Source organism: Nostoc sp. NMS7 (assembly GCF_017115085.1).
Taxonomy (GTDB): Bacteria; Cyanobacteriota; Cyanobacteriia; order Cyanobacteriales; family Nostocaceae; genus Nostoc.
Window position 1 is genome coordinate 15,608 of the sequence record NZ_JABXKJ010000124.1, and the last position, 19,527, is coordinate 35,134.

Genomic DNA, 19,527 nt, shown 5'->3' on the forward strand with positions numbered 1-19,527 from the left:
TTACAATTAAAGATAACTTTTGATGGGTAAATTGGTGTTTTTTATCAAAAATTATGATCACACGCTTATCCCAGCCTCTAGCTGTTTATGCCATTGGGGTGAACAATAGTAATTCCTTCAACTTCTACAAAGTCTTTTGGGTTTAAAGTCAGAATATGGCTGATGTTATAGGCAAGCACTACTGCTTGTATGCGTAAATCGTGGGTGCGTTTACCTGAAATCTTGTAAGTTGTAGCGAGGCTAAACCAAAGGCGAAATATATCTGGTGTTTCTTCTAGCCACTCAAACTGATTTATTAGCATTTGCACCGTTCGTTCGGTTTCTTCTGGTGTCCATCCCAATCCATTTACAGCTACAGGACGGGTGGCTACAACCCAAAATTCAATTAAAACTTGAGATGTAATAAAACATCGATGGTTATTAGATATTAGATACCTGATTGTGCGATCAACAAGATTATAATCGGGTGAAGCTATATCCCTGGAGCGTAACAGGATATTGGTATCTAATAAATAATGGGTCATACTTCATCATCGTAGATATTTTCTCGACGCAGAGCTTCATCATCAAGGTTGGCATAGCTTTTTGGTGCTGTATCTATCCACTCCTGCCAAAGTAATAATCTCTCTGATGATGTTTGAGGTTTACTAGTTAGTAACGTTAGATGCTTGTTACTCAGCTTTTCTTGAAAAAGTTTTTGCTCTTCGGGGGAGAGGTTTAGTACCACTTCTATGAGGGAATTAACAAGTTGTACATTCATGGTTGTGTATCCGATTCACTCTTCTTCAGTCGGGAGCGACGGGCTTTCGCCCTGCCCTTATGCTGCTTTACTATAATACTGACTATTGCTCCCGCCATACAGCAAACGACATAGCTAATTTCTGCGATCGCTTGTGCAATTACGGCATGGTCATCAAAACTGAACCAAAAGCTTCTCGGTTGGGTACTAACCTGATTGCTTGCAATGTGGAAGGGAAGCTGGAGAACAACGTTAATTGGGCAGAAGTTAATGCAGTAGAAGCCTTGATTGATGAGTTATTAAAGGCTGGTTATTGCTTAAATTCTCCTGACTCTGACAACACGATTGGCGTGATTTCACCTTACCGCCGTCAAGTAGATGCGCTGACTCAACGCTTAAAATCTCGTTGGTCAGATTTTTCCCCCAAGAGCGTTGGCACAGTTCACACGTTCCAAGGTGGTCAGAAATCAGTGATAATTTTCTCGACTCGCCAATGCTCTGCAACTGATAGCCTTTGGTTTATCAATCGGCGACCGAATTTACTTAATGTGGCTGTCAGCAGGGCGCGAGAACTGTTTATCCTAGCGGGGAATTTGGGGCGAATTTCTGAAGGGGGGCATACCAAAGAGTTGGTGGAATATATCAAGGAATTTGGTGAGATGCGATAATTTGAATCAATGACTTCCTGGCTTAGGCATCCATGTAGTGCTACTGCTACAGGGACGGCAACGGGTTTTGAGAACGGCATGAGTTAAGTTTGTTGGTCATCTGATTACGGCAATAACAGATCCCAGTAGTTAGGGCTTGCTCTTGGTCTTGAAATTGTCCCAATTTCTCCAGACCAGCTAAACAGGCTAGACTGTGCCACCCTTGCTACATAAGCTTTACGCAAAGTGTTTCTTCAGAGAGGGTTAACCTGTCACGGATGTATATGAACTAACAATGGCAACGCTCGATTGACTGAGCTATGAGGTATTGGTAAAGGTTGCTCAACTGGCTTACTATACTAACCAAGCTAAAACGTTCGCGCACTAGCACTGAAGCCTGTGTACTGAGTTGTTTAGAAAATTGCTTGTCTAATAGAATCTTATCTATTGCAGTAGCAAAAGCTACAGTATCTTGAGGCGGAGCTAATAAGCCTGTCTGCTCTGGCAAGACAGTGAATTTTAAGCCGCCGACATTGGAAGCTACTACAGGAGTACCACAAGCCATTGCCTCAATAGCTACCAGTCCAAATGGCTCGTAATAACTGGGTATAACGCATACATCAGCAGCAGAGTAGTAAAATGGCAACACGTTATGGTCAACCCGACCAGCAAATACAGTTCTCTCAGCAAGACCTACTTCCTGCACAATCTGCTCAATCCGTTTTCGTTCTTGTTCATCTATACGACCTGGGCAACTCCCTCCAACAATGACTAAGCGCAAGTTGCCTATGGTTTTAGCTCTAGATTTCGCACAGGCTCGAACTGCTGTCTCAATGCCTTTGCGAGGGTCAAACCGTGCTACACAAAGCACAATTTCTTCAGCCGGATCTAACCCTAACTTCGCCCGAGCCTGTTCCTTTGACACCGTGCGAAGATAGTTATCAGTTCCACAGGGAATAACTTTAATATGACCTTTCTGAGAAACTAGTGTACGCAAGTACTCTTGTTCTTGAGGACTGTTTGCGATGACACAATCTGCTTGCTCAAGAATTTGTTTTTCAACGCTAAGTCGAGTATCTGCAATTGGAGATAGATTTGGAACGACCTTATACTTTACTACACCTAGAGAGTGATAAGTATGAACCAACTGAATCTTGTGGATTTTCTTTAGTTGCAAACCAATCCAGCCGGAGAGCCAATAGTTGGTGTGAACTAGGGGATAGTGAATTGCTTCCTTAAGTCGAAATGCCTCGAATGCTTGCACAAACTGAGGCATAAATTGGAAAATTTCGTCTCGTGGAATAAATTGCTCTGGTCCAGCAACCAGACGGATAGTTCGACAGTGGGGTGAGTGCTGGACAATAGCAGGAGTTTTTGGATCGACTTTACGAGTGAACATATCTACCTGCCAACCCAGAGATGCCAAAGTTTCGCCAAGCTGACGAACATAAACATTTTGCCCCCCTGCCTCTTCTACGCCAATCTCAGCAGCAGGATCAGCATGATCTGAAATAAGTGCGATCGCTTGTCTAAGGTGGACTAACTTGTTTGTTTCATATCCCTCCGTTTTCAATTTGTGACTTTGGGGTAAATCATCACCATCAAGAGGCTTCATTTTTCAACTGCTCCCAAAACTTTCAGCGTTCTTTTTTGGGAATCTTTTAAACCTGTAACACCCGTAATATTCATACCTTCATAGAGTTTTTCTATTTTCACAGTTTTTCGGCAGCTACCTGTATCAACATTCCAAAGTTTAATTGTCTGATCTTCGCTACCACTTGCTAGAGTTTGACCATTTGGACTAAAAGCGACGGTTCGTACACAAAGGGTATGCTGCTTCTCCAACATTTTGAAATCTTCCCACCTTTGGGTATTCCACAATATTACTGTTTGGTCGTCACCGCCACTTGCTAAGGTTTTCCCATCTGAACTAAAAGCTACTGACCATACTCGGCTCTTGTGTTCGTGCAAGATTTTGAGGCATTCCCCCTGAGCATTCCACAATATTACTGTTTGGTCGTCACTGCCACTTGCTAAGGTTTTCCCATCTGGACTAAAGGCAACTGACCATACCCAACTCTTATGTTCCCGCAAGGTTTTGAGGCATTTTCCTGTCTCGACCTCCCACAACTTCACTGTCTGGTCTTCGCTACCACTTGCTAAAGTTTGACCATTTGGACTAAAAGCAACTGACCATACTAGGCTCGTATGTTGTTCCTGCATGGTTCTAAGACATTCCCCAGTCTTGACATGCCACAATCTGACTGCTTGGTCGTCACTACTTGCCAAGGTGTGTCCATCTGGACTAAAGGCAACTGAACGTATCCAATTTGTATGCCCCTGCATGATTCTAAGACATTCCCCGGTCTCGACATCCCACAATCTGATTGTTTGGTCGCTACTGGCACTTGCTAAGGTTTTACCATCTGAACTAAAAGCTACTGACCATACTCGACTCTTATGTCCGTGCAAGATTTTGAGGCATTCCCCCTGAGCATTCCATAATCTGACTTTTTGGTCGTCAGTACCACTTCCCAGAATGTAATTATCTGAACTGTTTGCATCCTCTTTTGGAGCAAAAGCGACTGACCATACTCGGCTAGCACCTCCCTGCAAGGTTTTAAAACATTGCCCGGTTTTAACATCCCACAACTTCACTGCCGGGTCGTCACTACCGCTTGCTAAGGTATCACCATTGGGACTAAAGGCAACTGACCATACTCGACTCTTGTGTCCGTGCAAGGTTTCAAGGCATTGCCCGGTTTTAACATCCCACAATTTCACTGTTTGGTCGTCACTACCACTAGCTAAGGTATCACCATTGGGATTAAAAGCAACAGTCCGTACCCAACTCTTATGCTCCTCAAAGGTTTTGAGGCATTGCCCGGTTTTAACATCCCACAATTTCACTGTTTGGTCGTCACTACCACTAGCTAAGGTATCACCATTGGGATTAAAAGCAACAGTCCGTACCCAACTCTTATGCTCCTCAAAGGTTTTGAGGCATTGCCCGGTTTTAACATCCCACAGCTTTAGTGTGTGATCCTCGCTGCCGCTTACCAAAGTATGTCCATTTGGACTAAAGGCAGCTGACCATACTCGACATATATGCCCCTCCAAGGTTTTAATGCATTGCTCAGTGTTAACATTCCACAGCTTTACTGTTTTGTCATCACTGGCACTTGCTAAAATCCGACTATCTGGACTAAAGGCAACTGACCATACCCAACTCGTATGCCCCTCCAAGGTTTTGATGCATTGCCCGGTTTTAACATTCCACAGCTTTACTGTTTTGTCATCACTGGCACTTGCTAAAATCCGACTATCTGGACTAAAAGCAACAGACCGTACCCGACTGGTATGTCCTGTGCAGGTAAAAAGTGATTTCTCATATGAAACTTCCCATAAACGAATCTGGTTATCAGCGTCACCCGTAGCTAAAAATTTACCATCTGGGCTAAATGCCACCGATGAAATAGTACCCAAAGTTTCAGCAAAAACCGATTTTCTGAGATCCGAGTAAGCGAAATTGACACGATGCAAATTCACATCCTGGAGGTACGCTTGCCAAACTGCCAGATGAGAAAAGTCATAGTCACTTAAATTGGTCTTTAGGTGACAAAGCAGATTGAGAGCATTACCTCCTGCATATCCTGGTTTGACAAAAGATTTATTTCGCAGTTGCGATAGGATTTCAGTTAGTTTTTCTTCAATAATTTTTGGAATTATAAAAACATCTAGCAATCTTTGTGCTACTGGCTTTAAGATGAGGCGAATTTGAATATCTCTAATATAGTCTTTAGCAGTAGCTTCAATCAGCGTATGGCTCATGAATAGTGCTAATATTTTACCTGTGGTAATTTCCTGACATACCTCCTCAATGAGTCGGTCTATCATGTACTCCATAACCACAGGTTGAAGCGTGAAAAGTGCTGCACTTTTCTCAATGAGCGATCGCTGTCGTAGGGATTCTAAAGCTTCCAGTAATTCCCTTTTTTGCAAGTCACTCACAATACTATCTAGCAAATCCTCCAGCGAAACTGCTTCACGCTTGATTGCCAACCAGTACATGATTTCTTTTTCTAACTTTGAGGCGCGCTCAAACTGTTGAGCTAATAAATCACGAGTGTCGCCAAAAATTATCTCCCCTTCATCTAGAAAAGCACCGATCCTACCACCAAATAACTCTCGAATTGGTTCAGAAACTAACTTTAATGCCAAGGGATTGCCTGAATATTTCTTAACTAGTTGTTCCCATTCTTGCTCCAACCCAGTCAAGCCTTTATCCTTGAGAATTTCTTGCCCTTCTGTTTGTCCCAAGCCAAGTAATGAAATCGTTCTGACTGGTGATGCTTCTCCCTCCAAAGGTGCAAATTCTTTCGGTTTTTCGCGACTAGTCAGCACTAAGCAGCTAATATGAGGTTGTGCTCCCACCCGTCTTAATAACTCACCATAACCTTCATATCCTTCTCTATATTCCCCAGCGCGTTTCCCTCCTTGCAAAATCGTTTCAGCATTATCTAGTACTAAAAGACTCCGGTGCTTTTGTAAATAATTAATCAGCAGCGTAATTCTATCATTTACGTTTTCTGGTAAATCAGTTTCCTTCTCATCAGATAAAAATCGGATCAGATCCGCCAACATCTCTTTGACAGGTGGAGCATTGCGGAGAGTTCGCCAAATAAAGTACTTAAACTTATCTTGAACGTCGTATGCCAGCTTCACAGACAAAGTTGTTTTGCCGATTCCTCCCATACCCAATAGTGCCACTAGTCGGCAGTTATCCTCGACAATCCACTGCTTGAGCGTACACAGTTCTCCTTCCCGTCCGTAGAAGACATCACTACTAGGTGCTTCACTCCAAGAAACGCGCTTGTTGATATCTCTTACCTGACTGCGTACTTTTTGCACCAAAGATGTTATCTCAGCCTCGTCTTTATGACTCGACTCAGTTAAGTTTTGGTTAACCATTGGTTCGGAGAGAGTAATTTTGTACCAGTCTTGCTCAAAACCCAAGTCTGCTCCAATCTGGAGAAAATTCTCCAATAAAATCGGTTTGCCGTTAAGCAAGGCACTAATTACTGAACGATGAATTCCTAGCTTATCGGCTAGCATCTTTTGCGTTAACCCTCGCTTGATTAACGCTTCTTTGACAAGCTGGATTCCTTGTGGAGAAGCTTGTAAAGTTGGTTTTGCCATAAGTGTCTGCATCAAAAAGCTTTACAGCCATTATAGGACACTATAAACCGACCTGTAAAAATCTTAAGACCGACTTTACTTGACATATAAACCGACATAGGCAATACTGAGAACAACAGGTAGACAAACACAGGCGCAAGCGCACTCGCACAAGAGGAGGCAAAGGCTTTATGGACACTGGGGTGATTATGGAATTAATTAAAAATATGCCTAGGCCAGGTTGTCCGCTAGATTTTAGGTTAAGAACTATAGAGGGAAATAATTTAGATTTGCTTGTTCCGAATGTAGGCAGCTTTAGTTTTTCTAAAGAACAACTAGGAGATTTTGCGCTTGAGCATTCCCTTCCGATATCACTTTTTGATTTGATGAATTTAGTCGAGAATAAAGAGATTAATTGTCCATCGCTTTTTCTGCAAGCATCTCTCACTGCTTTATCTTTGGGGCATGGATATGGTGTTATTAATCTAGAATATCCTGATACAAGAACATTCATTGTGACAGTTGGACCATCCTACCGAATATGTACGGGGTCAAAGAAAGCGGTTTAGTTTATTGCATCTACTTTTTGTGTAAAAAATAGTTGTTTGAACTAAATTTAATAATTAAAAACTTAGTTTATTAGCAAGCTGGGAGGATTAGAACTTAATCACAAAAGCTGGTCAGTGATATGTCACTGACCAGCTTTGTTATTGGAATTTACATAGAAAATGAGGGACTGACATCTATGAACAAAATTGTAAGATGCAATTACTTGAACAAAACTACACGGCTCCAAGTTGTTAGATGTAGCGACCTGCAATCAAGACATTTACAAACCAGGATTATGGTTCAAATGAAATTATAGTTGCAAATAATCCTGGCTGAAAACAACGATGATTGCAGGTTGGGGGATTTATAATTGCAGGTCGCTACAGTTAGAGGTGTTCATCCTCTACTGTGAGCGGAGAAAATATGTAGTCCAGGAAAAATTGTCAGTTTTGATGCACACATAAACGCAGTATCAAACTTTTAGCGTGTTGCAACTACTCTCGGTTGCTGTAGTCGAGGGTGCATTTCTCTCTAAATTTAACTCTGAAAAAGGTAAAAACCATGAAAACTAAACTAAATGATGACCGTAATCTCTTATTCGATTGGGCTTGTAAGGGTCTGAAATATTTTATGCTGACTCTGATTGGTTTTGCGATTGCATTGGTCATATCTAGAGTTTTTGGAGCTTCCACAATTGTTCAGATGCTTCTAGACCTAAGTGTATGGGAATGGCTTTTACGTATTGCAGTCTTTATCTTCTGTTTTTTTGCGGTCGCCATAATTTATGAGTCTTCTCGTTAATTCGCCCTTGTATAGCAGTGGATAAATCTTGTGAGCTTTTGTATAACAAAAGCGTAGTTGGCAGCTTCTCTCTAATTACGCCTATTCACACACAAGGAAAAATCTATGCATTCGATTCAAAATAATAATGACTTTTCCCAGCAAGACTTGAGCTGCCGCGATTTGAGCAACCAAAACTTTAGCCACTATCTCTTCATAGGCACTAAGCTCAATGGTTGTAATTTGAGTCACTGTAATTTAAATGGTGCCAATCTAAAGGATACACAACTATGTGGTGCCAATTTAACAGACGCTAGTTTGTGCGGGGCTAAATTGCATAATGCAAAGCTCAATGGGGCTAATTTGTTTCAAGCGAATCTGGCTGGCGCAAATTTAACTGGCTCAGATTTACGGTGTTCTATCCTAAGAAAAGTCAAATTGAGCAACACTATATTGAGTGACGTAAAAGTGGAAAATGCAGTATTTGAAGGTTGTGATGGACTAACTGAAGATATGAAGTACGATCTGAAAAATCGAGGTGCAATTTTGAAAAATTCTGCATCTAAAGCCGAAAATATCAGATGGTGTGTTCAGTATGTAGCCGTACCAATTTTGGTTGCTCTCATCGGTGCCGGCATTTTCCTAAAACCATATAATAAAACCCCTTTGTCTCCAAAGGCTACTAATCAAGAACTCTACAAATAAACAACTTCTCCACGATGGGTCAATGCATAAGATAAATAAGCAAAATTTAATACACTTGTGTTGCAAAAGTACTTCAAAATACTGCTCTCTTAACTGCCCAGCTAGTAAAAACTAAAGCCTCGCCTCGGCAGCAACGAGTTCGGTCTACGCTCCGCGTGGCTCACAAGCTAAAACCACGATCCTGCTGTCTGAGCTTTTGTTGCTCCTCCCTGAGATGAGCTTCTAATTCCTGACTCCAATCAGGATTATGGGTTTTGAGCCTTTTACCAATTGGCAACAATTCCAATACTGCACTAGCGGCTTTATTCCCTTGTTGATCATTATTGAATGCTACGACCACCCTATTGAAACTCTTGAGAAATTCCATAGGTAGGTTATTCGGGTCATCAGCTACTATCAACATGGTTCTAGTTGGTGGTAGCCCCTTGCAACTTGAGATCAGGTAGGTGGCTGCTGACATCGCATCAATTGGTGTAGAACACAAAAAGACGTTTTCTACCTTGTCCGTTGGTTGCCCTCCCAATCTCAGATAAAACCAACCATTTGCTGTAGAGGTGTTTTGGTCGTACTCCACAGTGCGATGATTTTCTCTAGGCTTTGATCAAACTAATGCGCCAGTTTTTTCACCATCTAAATCACGCTTGATAAACAAAATATTTCGTTGCTCATCCATGTAAAGCAACTGATTACCATGTAATCCTTGCACAATATAATCTGGTATATAGCGTTTCTCGCTTAAGTACTTGTGCAACACTTGCCAAACAACTTTATCCTCTGGTGGTGGGGTGAACTGTGGTTGATTTTGTTTATGTTCAATAAGAAGAAAGAGTTTTTCTAACTGCTCAACTGGGAGTGGTTTAACAGGTTTGAGCAGCAATTCATGAATAGGTTCATCATCACGTTCTGGTTGGTAGTCAACACCGCGATGTTTTTGCAGTCCAGGGAACGTGTAAGCTGCACCTAACTGTGTACCACTAAAAGCCTGCCCATCTTTCTCATAAGAAATACCTTTAGACTTCCCATTTCTGGTAAATCCTGTTCTGACACTAATGCCAGCTTGCTGCAACCGCATGATCAGGGTTGGCATTTGGGGAGAATCAACTCTGGCCCTATCAATTGTCTGCTGAAGTTCCTCTTTAATAGTGCGTCCTGGTGGCTGCTCAAGTTTACCTAGTTCATATTCTTCTTGTTCTCGTCTAATGCGCCTGATTTGTCCGGTGCTGGGTGTGCGTTGAAGCTTCTCTCTACTGCCCTGCACTTGCACTAACTCATAGTCTTGCTCAATTTGTCGCAGAACTTTTTCAGAGCGAACGTAATCCCAGGAATCATGGACTAACAGCCCCGTGTCCATCCTGATTCGGCTGGCTGCAATGTGAATGTGGTCGTCGTCGGTGTTATGGTGGCGGAAGATGACAAACTGATTGGCATCAAAACCCATCTCCTTCATATAGCGATCGCCGATTTCGTTCCACTTATCATCATCTAATTTATACCCAGACAATTGGTCAGAACTTGCCACTGCAATTAAGCAACAAGCCCAGTGGCGTTGTCAAAAATGTGGATTACAGTGCATTCCCCCTGGTGAAAAAACATCACATATAACACGCTCAAAACGCAGGGTGTACACCCTACAGGTTCATCATTGGGACAGAAATCCAGCAAATAACCACACAGGCAACCTTATAGCTCTTTGCAGTGCTTGTCACCTTTTATACCATAGGGGTGGGAAATCAAATGTTTCACCGGGGCAGCTATCTTTGTGGTAAATAAATCATGGATGATGATACTCAAGAACTAATCGCAATTCAGCAAGAACTCTCAGGAATCAGCTCACGCCTGAGAAAGATTTTTCCGTCAACTCATCCGCAATTTGACAGCGTGTTTGAAGACGTGGGTGCAGCTGGATATTACATCCGCGAAGCAGGTTATCGTCTAGAATCAGTTCTTATGACTGTTCAAGGTGATAGCGCAGGTTCTGCGAGTGATGCAGAGAGTGGAGAAACTGAAATTGAGTAAACTTCGCTGGGCAGACAACCCAGTACAGGGATCAGCAGTGAAGCCCTAACTTGAGGGCTACAAAAGTGCAAAACTCGCCGCATCGCAGTACTACCAATAACTTCGGCAACTTCCGCCACCGACTCTAACAGGGGGTCTGGTGATGACTCCGATTCAGCAATCAACAGGGGAAAGTATTCACGGGCTAGCCACTTTTCATCGTCGTCTAAGTCAGCCAAATTTTTATTACTACCGCTATTAAGACTATCTAATAGCAGGAGTAATAATTTTTTAAAGTGCTGCCAGCCCCCCCATCTCTGGGTAAATCGGCTCACCCAAGCTTGGGAGATTTCAGCAATATTCGCGATCGCTGGTTGAGTAATTTTCTGTTTTGACTGCCAAAGTTGGGTTAGGGCATTGACTATAGCGTGACCTGTCTGCTCACTGGCGTTACCCGCTTCGGGGCAGAGTTGGAAAGCATCAACGCTCTCTAATTTCACTCTTGGTAATTCATTTAAAAGGAAATTGAGGTCATAGTCAGCGCAGAAGTAGAATGTTAGCTCCACATTGGAGCGACGATGAGCGCGTAATCGCCCAATCTCTTGTATAATTTCTGCATTGATTAGTTCAGTGAGATACTTTTGGAAAGCGCTGTTTTTATCTTCCAGGTTGACTGGTTCACCAGTCATCACCTGATATTGTGCTGCTAAAACACCGATGTTTTGGTAGGGAATGCCGAAACTTGCGATCGCATCACACTCACTAAACCGATTAACACCACGCCCATCGACAAAGTGACCGTATTCTGTGCGGTCTGCAATTTGGGATGCAATTTGTTTCCAATCGATAATGCCAAGGGTGGGGTAGAGTTTTTTCAAGGTTTCTTTGAGGGCATTAACGCGGTTGCTAAGTGTGTCAGAGCGATTTTTAGGCAGTTTACCCAGCCCAGTGACGTTGACCACTTTTAAATTGCCGTAGTCTGGGCGTTGTTGCTCAATTATTAATACAGGATCATCGATGCCTAATTTGAATTTCAACTGGTGAGATTTAAAAGTGGCATCAAGATAAATATTAAATTGGGCTGATTTGGCCAATTCAGTATGTTTGGGGTTTCGGCGGTAAATGCTGAGTACACCCCATTGAGACTGAAAACTACCGTCACCTTTCCAAGCTTCCAGGAAGTCAGGCAACCAGTAATTAGGCAAGTCAAGAAACTCCCTCCCGGCGGTTCGTGCGCTGTCTTTGACTACCTTTTTGGCAGCATAACGAGCCGCAGCACTTTTTTTGAGTTGTTTATCTTGGGTAATATCAATAGAGTCTAAGTCTTCTAGAAAAGTGAAATCAGGTTCAAACAAAAGCCGAATCGCTTCGATATCTAAATTTTCGGGAAAAGTGGGCAGCAGCGCCCGGATGGTGGCATCATCAAACCCGTAGCGGTCAGTGGGTTTAAGTTGCTGAGTAAACAGTTGGTGTAAAACTAAGAGTGCAGGTTGCAGCTGTGACAAAAGATTTGGTTCTAACAGTAGCAGCTTGCCTATGGTGGTTTCAAAATCGCCTCGGTTCACATCAACGCTCCGCACGGTCTTGATGAGTGTACCAGCTTCTTCCCATAACCGCCCAACGGTGAAAGTTTGGTCAGCAGCGTTAGTTAAGGTGACAGGGGTAGAGTCTGGGTGCGCTCTGAGTTCAGAATAATTTTGAATTGCACTGCGCTTTTGAAAGCGGAAGCCAAAACCATCCCCTTGAGCGAAACGGCACTGATTTTGAAGGGAACAACCGCCACAGATGGGACTAATACCGCTCTCTTCAAAATCAAGGCTGGTAAAATTCTTGTTGCGGAAGGCGTTAAATAAGTAAGTCCTGTGACAATTCCCATCAGTGTCGGCAGTCTCACCCGCTTTAGTCCACAGTTTAAAGTCCTCACCTAGAGGAGTTTTGCGGGTGGGATCTAGTTTAAAGCCGTTGTGACGCACTGGCAGGTCAACAAAATTCGTCTCAATGGGCAGTGTGGATGGGTTTCTGTGGTTGGCATCCTGGTAAATTAGTTTATCAACACCGAATAAGGCCGCCGTCAATTGCCCCGCGTTGTAAGATTTACCTAGTCCTGGGTGGGAATTATCTAAGATTTGTGTCCAGCCCTTAGAAACAGCTTCCACCCAAGCGGTGATATGTTCATCCGGCTGGCAGGAAATAGAGATATCCCCTGTAATTTCGCTTCTGAACGGGATATTGCCCCTTTCGTAGATAATTACATTGGGCGAAGGGGTGTTAATTTCGGGTTCAGGCTGCGGTGAAGGTGGCGCTTTAAATCCTTTAAATATTGAAGAAAAAGGCGCGATGGGCTGCGCCCCAGCATAGCTGAACGCTTGCTTTAATAAATTTTGGAAGCTGCTCAAGTCTTCTCTGACTCGCCCAAGCTCCCACTGTTCACGGCTAATTACTCCTTGGTCGCCGAGGTTATATTCATACTGCCGTTGCAGGAAGCGAAAGCCATACTGTTTGGCAATGTGAAACAGTGTTCCGATCGTAATTCCCCCACGCCGAAAACTGCGAATCTTAGCGTGGATGTTCCAAGTTGAACCCTTGATGCTGGGCGACCACTGTTCGGCTATAATTTCGGCATCTGTTGCCCCATAATGATTAACCAGCGCCATTAGCACTTGACGGCATTCGTCGTAGTTACCGCTTCCTGGGGTGCGTGGTGGGATGAATGAAAGCGCGTTCTGGATTAGCTGGTCAATATCCCAGCCTTCAGTGAGGGAAATCTCACGCCACTCTTTACGCCGTGACTCAATTTCTTGAATTCTTAGCTGATACTCAATACGCTCCTGTTGCGCGATCGCAATCGCTTTACTTATCCATTCTGTTGGTAAAGTGGCTTCAGGGTTGACCAGGGGGAATTCTGCCTCTGTGTTGCCGTAGAAAACACGACTTGCATCTTTACAAGCTGGGTCATGGGGCAACTGCTGCATCAGGAAGCGCGTACAAGCTTCTACAGTATCAGCACCTTGGACATATTCGGGGAGAAGGAAAACCAACCGGAATTTATGCCAGTCTGGTTTATGACTGGCAGTTGTGTAAATTAAAGCACAGTGTTTTTTAATGAAGGGATGGGCTAGGGCTTCTTCTATGGTTAATTGGCGATCGTAAACTTTGATAGAATTTCCGTTTTCGTCCTTGATTGGTTTGCCGTCAGGATCACGGGCGACATCGGAATTATCAATGTCGAGTAGTAGCCAGTGAGAACCGATGACATTGGCTTTACTGCGCCATTGACCACCCAGTAAGCCAGCACAGATGGCGTGACCTGCTTTAATATGTTCCTGGACATCGGCTAGAGTGCCTTCTACATCAATGAAGTTAGCGGCCAGCTTTTTAAAGTCCCAGTCTTTGTTTGTGCCAGTGGCGTTAAACGCAAACTTGATTTTAGTTCTTCTGCTTTCAACTACGGCGTTTGTCATTTATTGGTCACTCCTTCTAGGAAACCGCCGCTTATCAGCCATTACCCCCTCTGTTGGTACAAGCCAGGATGCTTATTGTGGGAAGTAAGGTTTGAGGGCAGCTTAAGGTTTTCAGTAGCCAAAAAGTTTTTGATATTTTTGGACACCAAGAAATAATGCCAGATTGGCCAAAACCACTAGGCAAAACTGATCTAATTAATCTAATTAATCAGGGCTGTTCTAAAAAGCTGAAACCCTTACTCAGTAAGGGTTTTAAAAATAGATTATCCGGGGATTCTAGAGTTTTCATCCGGGGATTCTAGAGTTTTCATCCGGGGATTCTAGAGTCTTTGTTCTAAAGCTTAAAACTATATGGAGTAAGGCTTTTAAGCCTATTTTGCATGGTTATTTTTTTTAGAACAAAGCAAGAACATAAAAATAGCCAACCACAGGTAATGAGTGGCTGGCTGCGAGGAAGCGTTAAGCATTAATACTCAAAATTAGATGTCAAGAAGTTTTCGGATCTTGTTAGCGTGAGCTAGGCTGATGGTGCGTTCGCCTTTTTCGATCAGGGAGATGAGTTTTTGGGACACCCCAAGAAAACCAGCCAGCTGAGTCTGTGTCCAACCTTTGGCAATACGTGCTTCTTTAACTTGGCTGCCAGTCAAGCTGATGTGTTGTAGCTGTTTTGGCTTGGCTTTGGGCTGTAACTGTTCTATCTTAGGTTGAACTTTGGATTGTAATTGTTCTATTTTAGGTTTAGCCTTGGATGCTATCAATTCTGGGATAGGAGCTGGGGGTTTGATGGTGAGTTTGGCATCCAGCAACTTGTTCAGGTAGCCTTTAGGCTTCTTGTCCTTGCAGTCTGGTTTTAGCCATTCAGGGTACGTTTCCGGGTCAAACACAATCTGCCATCTCAGCTTGAGCAGTAGCTTTATGGCACTATCCCAGTGCTGCTTTAGGTCATACGCTCGGCGAAAGTCTAACTGGGCTTTATCTATAATCGGTTTAGCGAATGCAATTTCTAATAGCTCCTGTACTTTGTAGTTTCCATCAAGGCGAATCCGACTATCCAATGTTAGATATATAGCCAGTCTTAGCGCGAGTTCCTCATGGTAGGGGTCAATTTTCAAAACTTGTTGGGCTAAGTAGCCAAACTGATATAAAGCGTCCCTTGATTTGGCTCCTGCTCTATTCAAAAAAAGTTTAGTCCAAGCACCTGGTTGAATAATTAACTGAACTTCTAATGGTTCTTCTATTTTCCCCTGTAAATTTATCTGACCATAAGGCACAACTGTAATGTTCCACATTCGACCTACAGGGGTACTAGCATTTATTCCACCTTTTTTGTTCCTACCTTCTATCCATACTGTTTTAACTAACAAACAATCTAATGCAAACGCAGTTTTGGCTATTTCTGAGAGTTTTTTATGTTTGGGTAAATCAGTTCGCTGATCCCAACCCATATCTTTTATCAAGTCACTGGCATTGAGAATAAATAAGCTTTCCCACGGTCTTTCCTGTTTCATTGCATAGGCAGCAAAGATTAAGTGCAGTTTTGCACTGTTAAACCCAAATTTATCGATGATTTGTAGTGCTTCATCCCAAGGGAGCATGGAAATATCACCGGGGTTGGCAATATAATGCTCAATGAAGTTTTGAGAATCGCCCTTAGCTCTATGTTGTAAGTAGGCTATGCCATCTTCATTTTGCTTCCACAATTCTTTTTTGATTTGAGAGTCAATACTGGAAAACATAAGTGCTGCCGTTGGAATAGCTTCAAAGTCTTGGGACTTAAATAATTTTGATTGTCTAACTGTGATTGAAGTATTTGGTATGGAATTAGCTGGAGTCTCAAAATAACTGACGTTTTGCTGACTACTATTTTTACTTTTCTCCGTTTGGGATTTGGTAGCCGGAGGTAGAAATTCATCCTCGGCATTTTCAAAAGAATTGTCTTCTATCTTTCTCAGATTGATGGAAGTTGTTATAGGAACTTCTTTGAGAGACTGTAACAAATGACTGCGTAAAGCTTTGAGAAATTGTTCCTGGTTAGGAAATAAAGTTGAATCAATTTTTATGATTAATTTACTGAGGTCAATGTTTTCCTGACCTTCTTGATTAATCAAGTTGAGATTTACTATTAATGGAAGTTGCGGATTTAAATCATTTGCTGCCATAAGACAACTCTCATCGAATGGAATTTATCTGCTAGGACTGCATGGGCAACAGCAGGCGGATTTTTTGATTGGTGCATCAGTTAGTTGCCATCTAACGCCAGCAAGGAAAAGTTTTCTCTGCTAATTATATGTGTCAGCTATTTCAAGCCGTTGTTTGAGCCAGATTTGCTGCCTCCGCTTGAAAGCTTGGTTTGATAGGTTTTGTAAATACAAGGTTGTTCAGCGTTGACTGAATGCCTAAGAGTCATTATTTTGCAGTCCCCTATTTCCCTTCTAAAAGAAATAGGGGGACAGTTGGGCTGAGGCGATCGCTTTAGTAATAGCAGGGATGGCACTAAAAGTGGGTTGATGTCAGTGTTCATTTATCCTCCTTGCCTTCCTGGTCTTTCCACTCGAAATACTCGCGCAATAGGTTCTCCAGCCCCTGACTGTTATCGACACCATTTTCTACACAATAAATTTTGAATTTTTTGAGTAGGTCTTGTGGTACCAACCCTCTTACCAAGCCGTAGTTAGGATCTTTTTTCTTATCTGTCACAGTAGCAATGTGCTGATGTAGCAACTCCTGCTCCATTATTCCATGCCTCCTCTTTGAATCTCTTTTGTATCGATGTTGCGACATCGCACTATTGTGATATAGTAACTTATAGGACGCAGAAAGTCTGCAAATTTTTTAGAAGACCAAAAACAACCCAATTGCGTCAAATCTTGTTTTTTGGCATGGGCATCTGATTGCAACCATGCTCACACTTATGTCTGCAAGTGATTTCAGTCATTCTTAAGGACTCCAAAATATGGTTCAAGCGCGAGTTGTGATTAGGGGCGCGGCGTTGGAAATGGGCGAACATCTTTTGAAAACTACCAAATTAGCAAGTTTAACAGAGCTAATTAACGTGATGTTTTCCAGGTACGGCAGGCATTTAGAAGCTACTTGGGAAGTTTTGCCAGCCTTTGATATAGATGAACGCGATTCTTTGGCAAAATCAGTGCCCACAGTAGTTACGCAAATATCTGCACCAGCAGCGGATTTCACTTTTGGTAAACAACCCACCACTGATAAAAGCAATCAACGAACTACCCCTTCAGAGAACAATGCTTAATCAAAATCAATTACGAAGGTTAGAAGCAATAGATCGCTGGCTCAGAGAAATCCGAGATTCAGAGGAATTCAGACAACTGGAATACTCCCCAGATGTGATGCTAGGCGACGCAATCCAAGCAGTAGGCGAACTACTTGATGAACACGATTATTGTGATTCCAAGCCCTTGAATTTTGCTGATGACCAGTGGCATTCATATCTAGAACAGAAGCCAGCAGCAATTCTCATTTTGAAATAAATAGAGTATTAACCCCATTTTGAAATTCCAAATATAGTACAAAATAACTAGTTTTTTAGACAAAGGAGATAGCTAAAAAAATAATTGCCTCCATCAACCAAGTATAAATACTCAATGTACTGGAGGGAATTGACTGACAACTAAGAGTAAACTCAAGAAAATAGTTCTATGAATGAGAATATACAACTCAATCGAAATAACAAATTATTAATAGTTGTCAAGCTTTGGTAAAATTGGTGAATTGGAAATTATTAATTAGTCAAACAACTCCAAAATGGCTCAAAAAGCAGCGACCCTAGAAATTGCTGAATTAATGCAATTTTTACGGTCATCATTACATGACTTACCTGATGAAAGGAAACCCGGAAATAATACTAAATATCAGGTAGAAGATGCAGTGATGGCTACATTTTCAGTGTTTTTTACTCAGTCACCGTCTTTTTTAGACCATCAACGTTTAATGAAAAGCAATAAGGGAAAAGATAATGCTGAAAGTTTATTTTCAATTGAAAAAATTCCTGGGGATAATCAAATAAGAAATCTGTTAGATCCGGTGCCAGCTAGTACTATCTTTATGACTTTTCAAAAAGTCTATCAATGGTTAGAAGAAAAGGGAGTTTTAAACAAGTTTCTCTACTTAGATGGAGAAATTTTGGTGGCGTTAGATGGCACAGAATATTTTTCATCTAAGAAGATTAATTGCCCTCATTGTAATTGTCGTAATCATCGAAATGGAACTACAACTTATTTTCATGGCTGTGTTACACCTATTATAGTTTCTCCTAATCAAAAACAAGTAATTAATTTATCACCGGAATTTATTAAAAAACAAGATGGATGTCAAAAGCAAGATTGTGAAAATGCGGCTGTTAAAAGATGGTTAAATAAGAATCATCAAAATAAGTATGGTTATCCTGTAACCCTTTTAGGGGATGACTTATATTCTCGCCAACCTGTTTGCGAATTAGCACTAAAACAAGGTTATAATTTTATTTTTGTTTGTCTCGAAACGTCACATAAAACTTTATATGAATGGCTAGAATTTTTAGAAAGAAGCGGAGAAGTTACAACCGTTGAAAAGAAACAATGGGATGGGCGAAAAAATCTAATTTATCGTTATCGTTATACTTCTAGACTTCCCTTGCGAGATGATGACTCAAGTCTCGAAGTTAATTGGTGCAAAGTAACTGTTATTAATGAGAAAACACAGAAAATTATCTACCAAAATAATTGGATAACTAATCATAAAATCACTGAAAATAATGTTGAATAAATTGTCAAAGCTGGACGCAGTAGATGGAAAGTTGAGAATGAAGGCAATAACGTTCTTAAAAATCATGGTTATAATTTAGAGCATAATTTTGGTCATGGTGAAAATCATTTATGCGAGTTCTTATTGTCTTTAAATTTGCTATCTTTTTTATTTCATACTGTTTTAGATTTAGTCAATTTCACCTATCAAAAGATTCGTGATTTATTAGTAACTCGGACTTCTTTCTTTAATGATATTCGTACCCTTTTAAAATTTTTATGGTTTAAAGATTGGTCGGATTTTTTCTCCTTCATTCTGAGCGAATATGTCCCATTAAAAAAAGTAAATTCTAGTTAAAAAAATGTCAATATATTGAAAGATGAGGAGAAAGTTATTTATCAACAAAAACTACAAAGTTGGTTAGAATTTCAACTGGATTTATGAGTTGAAATCAATTTTTCGTGGACAGAATTTTAAAAACCTGTCTATCTTTAGTGTTGGATGATAATTATTTGTCAAAAAATCATGGTTCGACACAAGTTCGCTATTTAAACAAGAGAATTTTATCTGATTTTTTTCAAAATGAGAATTGCTGCAGACAGGACACAGATGGTCTATAAATAAACAATTGATGTTAGATGATTAGAAAAATTTACTATAAGTATCTTACAATACTGTAGCCAAATTACGAGGGTTAAACGGCTGTAGAAGCATTGTGAATACG

The 19,527-nt window shown here is 41.5% G+C and carries 16 protein-coding genes and 1 pseudogene; 8 read left to right on the forward strand and 9 right to left on the reverse strand.

The annotated features are described in order from the left end of the window. Positions 1-77: 77 nt before the first annotated feature. Both HWQ38_RS12680 and HWQ38_RS12685 read right to left on the reverse strand, forming a co-directional pair. The gene (locus tag HWQ38_RS12680; protein ID WP_292793855.1) at positions 78-524 is read right to left on the reverse strand and encodes a PIN domain-containing protein; all 447 of its coding nucleotides are present in this window, start codon (positions 522-524) and stop codon (positions 78-80) included. Continuing rightward, positions 521-760: a hypothetical protein gene (locus HWQ38_RS12685; protein WP_292793857.1), complete on the reverse strand. Its 240-nt coding sequence runs from the start codon at positions 758-760 to the stop codon at positions 521-523. Before HWQ38_RS12685 ends, HWQ38_RS12680 begins: the two co-directional genes overlap by 4 nt. Before the next feature lie 59 nt (positions 761-819). On the opposite strand from HWQ38_RS12685, the gene HWQ38_RS12690 reads away from it, so the two are divergent. Beyond that, positions 820-1,407, forward strand: a complete 588-nt coding sequence (locus HWQ38_RS12690) for a C-terminal helicase domain-containing protein (RefSeq protein WP_292793859.1) — start codon at positions 820-822, stop codon at positions 1,405-1,407. Between the two features lie 268 nt (positions 1,408-1,675). On the opposite strand, the gene HWQ38_RS12695 is transcribed toward HWQ38_RS12690, so the two are convergent. Both HWQ38_RS12695 and HWQ38_RS12700 read right to left on the reverse strand, forming a co-directional pair. Beyond that, entirely contained in the window at positions 1,676-3,001 is a 1,326-nt protein-coding gene (locus tag HWQ38_RS12695; protein ID WP_292793861.1) for a glycosyltransferase family 1 protein, read from the reverse strand. Further along, complete coding sequence (locus HWQ38_RS12700) at positions 2,998-6,585, reverse strand: NB-ARC domain-containing protein (RefSeq protein ID WP_292793863.1); 3,588 nt, start codon at positions 6,583-6,585, stop codon at positions 2,998-3,000. The genes HWQ38_RS12695 and HWQ38_RS12700 overlap by 4 nt, the downstream gene beginning before the upstream one ends. Before the next feature lie 188 nt (positions 6,586-6,773). Here HWQ38_RS12700 and HWQ38_RS12705 point away from each other — a divergent pair, with 188 nt between their 5' ends. The 3 genes from HWQ38_RS12705 (at position 6,774) to HWQ38_RS12715 (ending at position 8,598) form a co-directional block, all read left to right on the forward strand. Next, entirely contained in the window at positions 6,774-7,133 is a 360-nt protein-coding gene (locus tag HWQ38_RS12705) for a hypothetical protein (RefSeq protein ID WP_292793865.1), read from the forward strand. A gap of 541 nt (positions 7,134-7,674) precedes the next feature. Further along, positions 7,675-7,914: a hypothetical protein gene (locus HWQ38_RS12710; RefSeq protein ID WP_292793867.1), complete on the forward strand. Its 240-nt coding sequence runs from the start codon at positions 7,675-7,677 to the stop codon at positions 7,912-7,914. 105 nt (positions 7,915-8,019) lie between these two features. Continuing rightward, entirely contained in the window at positions 8,020-8,598 is a 579-nt protein-coding gene (locus tag HWQ38_RS12715) for a pentapeptide repeat-containing protein (RefSeq protein ID WP_292793869.1), read from the forward strand. A 160-nt stretch (positions 8,599-8,758) separates the two neighbouring features. On the opposite strand, the gene HWQ38_RS12720 is transcribed toward HWQ38_RS12715, so the two are convergent. Both HWQ38_RS12720 and HWQ38_RS12725 read right to left on the reverse strand, forming a co-directional pair. Beyond that, complete coding sequence (locus HWQ38_RS12720) at positions 8,759-9,172, reverse strand: toprim domain-containing protein (RefSeq protein WP_292793871.1); 414 nt, start codon at positions 9,170-9,172, stop codon at positions 8,759-8,761. A gap of 27 nt (positions 9,173-9,199) precedes the next feature. Beyond that, positions 9,200-10,117: a relaxase/mobilization nuclease domain-containing protein gene (locus tag HWQ38_RS12725; protein ID WP_292793873.1), complete on the reverse strand. Its 918-nt coding sequence runs from the start codon at positions 10,115-10,117 to the stop codon at positions 9,200-9,202. A 254-nt stretch (positions 10,118-10,371) separates the two neighbouring features. Between HWQ38_RS12725 and HWQ38_RS12735 the strand changes: the two genes are divergently transcribed. Beyond that, positions 10,372-10,614: a hypothetical protein gene (locus tag HWQ38_RS12735; RefSeq protein ID WP_292793875.1), complete on the forward strand. Its 243-nt coding sequence runs from the start codon at positions 10,372-10,374 to the stop codon at positions 10,612-10,614. On the opposite strand, the gene HWQ38_RS12740 is transcribed toward HWQ38_RS12735, so the two are convergent. The 3 genes from HWQ38_RS12740 to HWQ38_RS12750 all read right to left on the reverse strand — a co-directional run bounded on the left by HWQ38_RS12740 (position 10,554) and on the right by HWQ38_RS12750 (position 16,787). Further along, a complete protein-coding gene (locus tag HWQ38_RS12740; protein ID WP_292793877.1) occupies positions 10,554-14,054 on the reverse strand; it encodes a PriCT-2 domain-containing protein in 3,501 nt (1,166 codons plus the stop codon). The two genes, HWQ38_RS12735 and HWQ38_RS12740, sit on opposite strands and share 61 nt — an antisense overlap. A gap of 479 nt (positions 14,055-14,533) precedes the next feature. Next, positions 14,534-16,213: a helix-turn-helix transcriptional regulator gene (locus HWQ38_RS12745; protein ID WP_292793879.1), complete on the reverse strand. Its 1,680-nt coding sequence runs from the start codon at positions 16,211-16,213 to the stop codon at positions 14,534-14,536. Positions 16,214-16,571: 358 nt separating this feature from the next. Then, positions 16,572-16,787 carry a hypothetical protein gene (locus tag HWQ38_RS12750; RefSeq protein WP_094343774.1) on the reverse strand — a complete coding sequence of 72 codons (216 nt, stop codon included), beginning with the start codon at positions 16,785-16,787 and terminating at the stop codon, positions 16,572-16,574. Positions 16,788-17,007: 220 nt separating this feature from the next. Here HWQ38_RS12750 and HWQ38_RS12755 point away from each other — a divergent pair, with 220 nt between their 5' ends. From HWQ38_RS12755 to HWQ38_RS12765, 3 genes and pseudogenes are all read left to right on the forward strand, one after another. After that, positions 17,008-17,313 carry a hypothetical protein gene (locus HWQ38_RS12755; protein WP_094343775.1) on the forward strand — a complete coding sequence of 102 codons (306 nt, stop codon included), beginning with the start codon at positions 17,008-17,010 and terminating at the stop codon, positions 17,311-17,313. After that, complete coding sequence (locus HWQ38_RS12760; protein WP_292793885.1) at positions 17,306-17,551, forward strand: hypothetical protein; 246 nt, start codon at positions 17,306-17,308, stop codon at positions 17,549-17,551. The genes HWQ38_RS12755 and HWQ38_RS12760 overlap by 8 nt, the downstream gene beginning before the upstream one ends. 274 nt (positions 17,552-17,825) lie before the next feature. Further along, positions 17,826-19,074: pseudogene (locus HWQ38_RS12765) on the forward strand (ISNCY family transposase). The last annotated feature ends 453 nt before the right edge of the window (positions 19,075-19,527 follow it).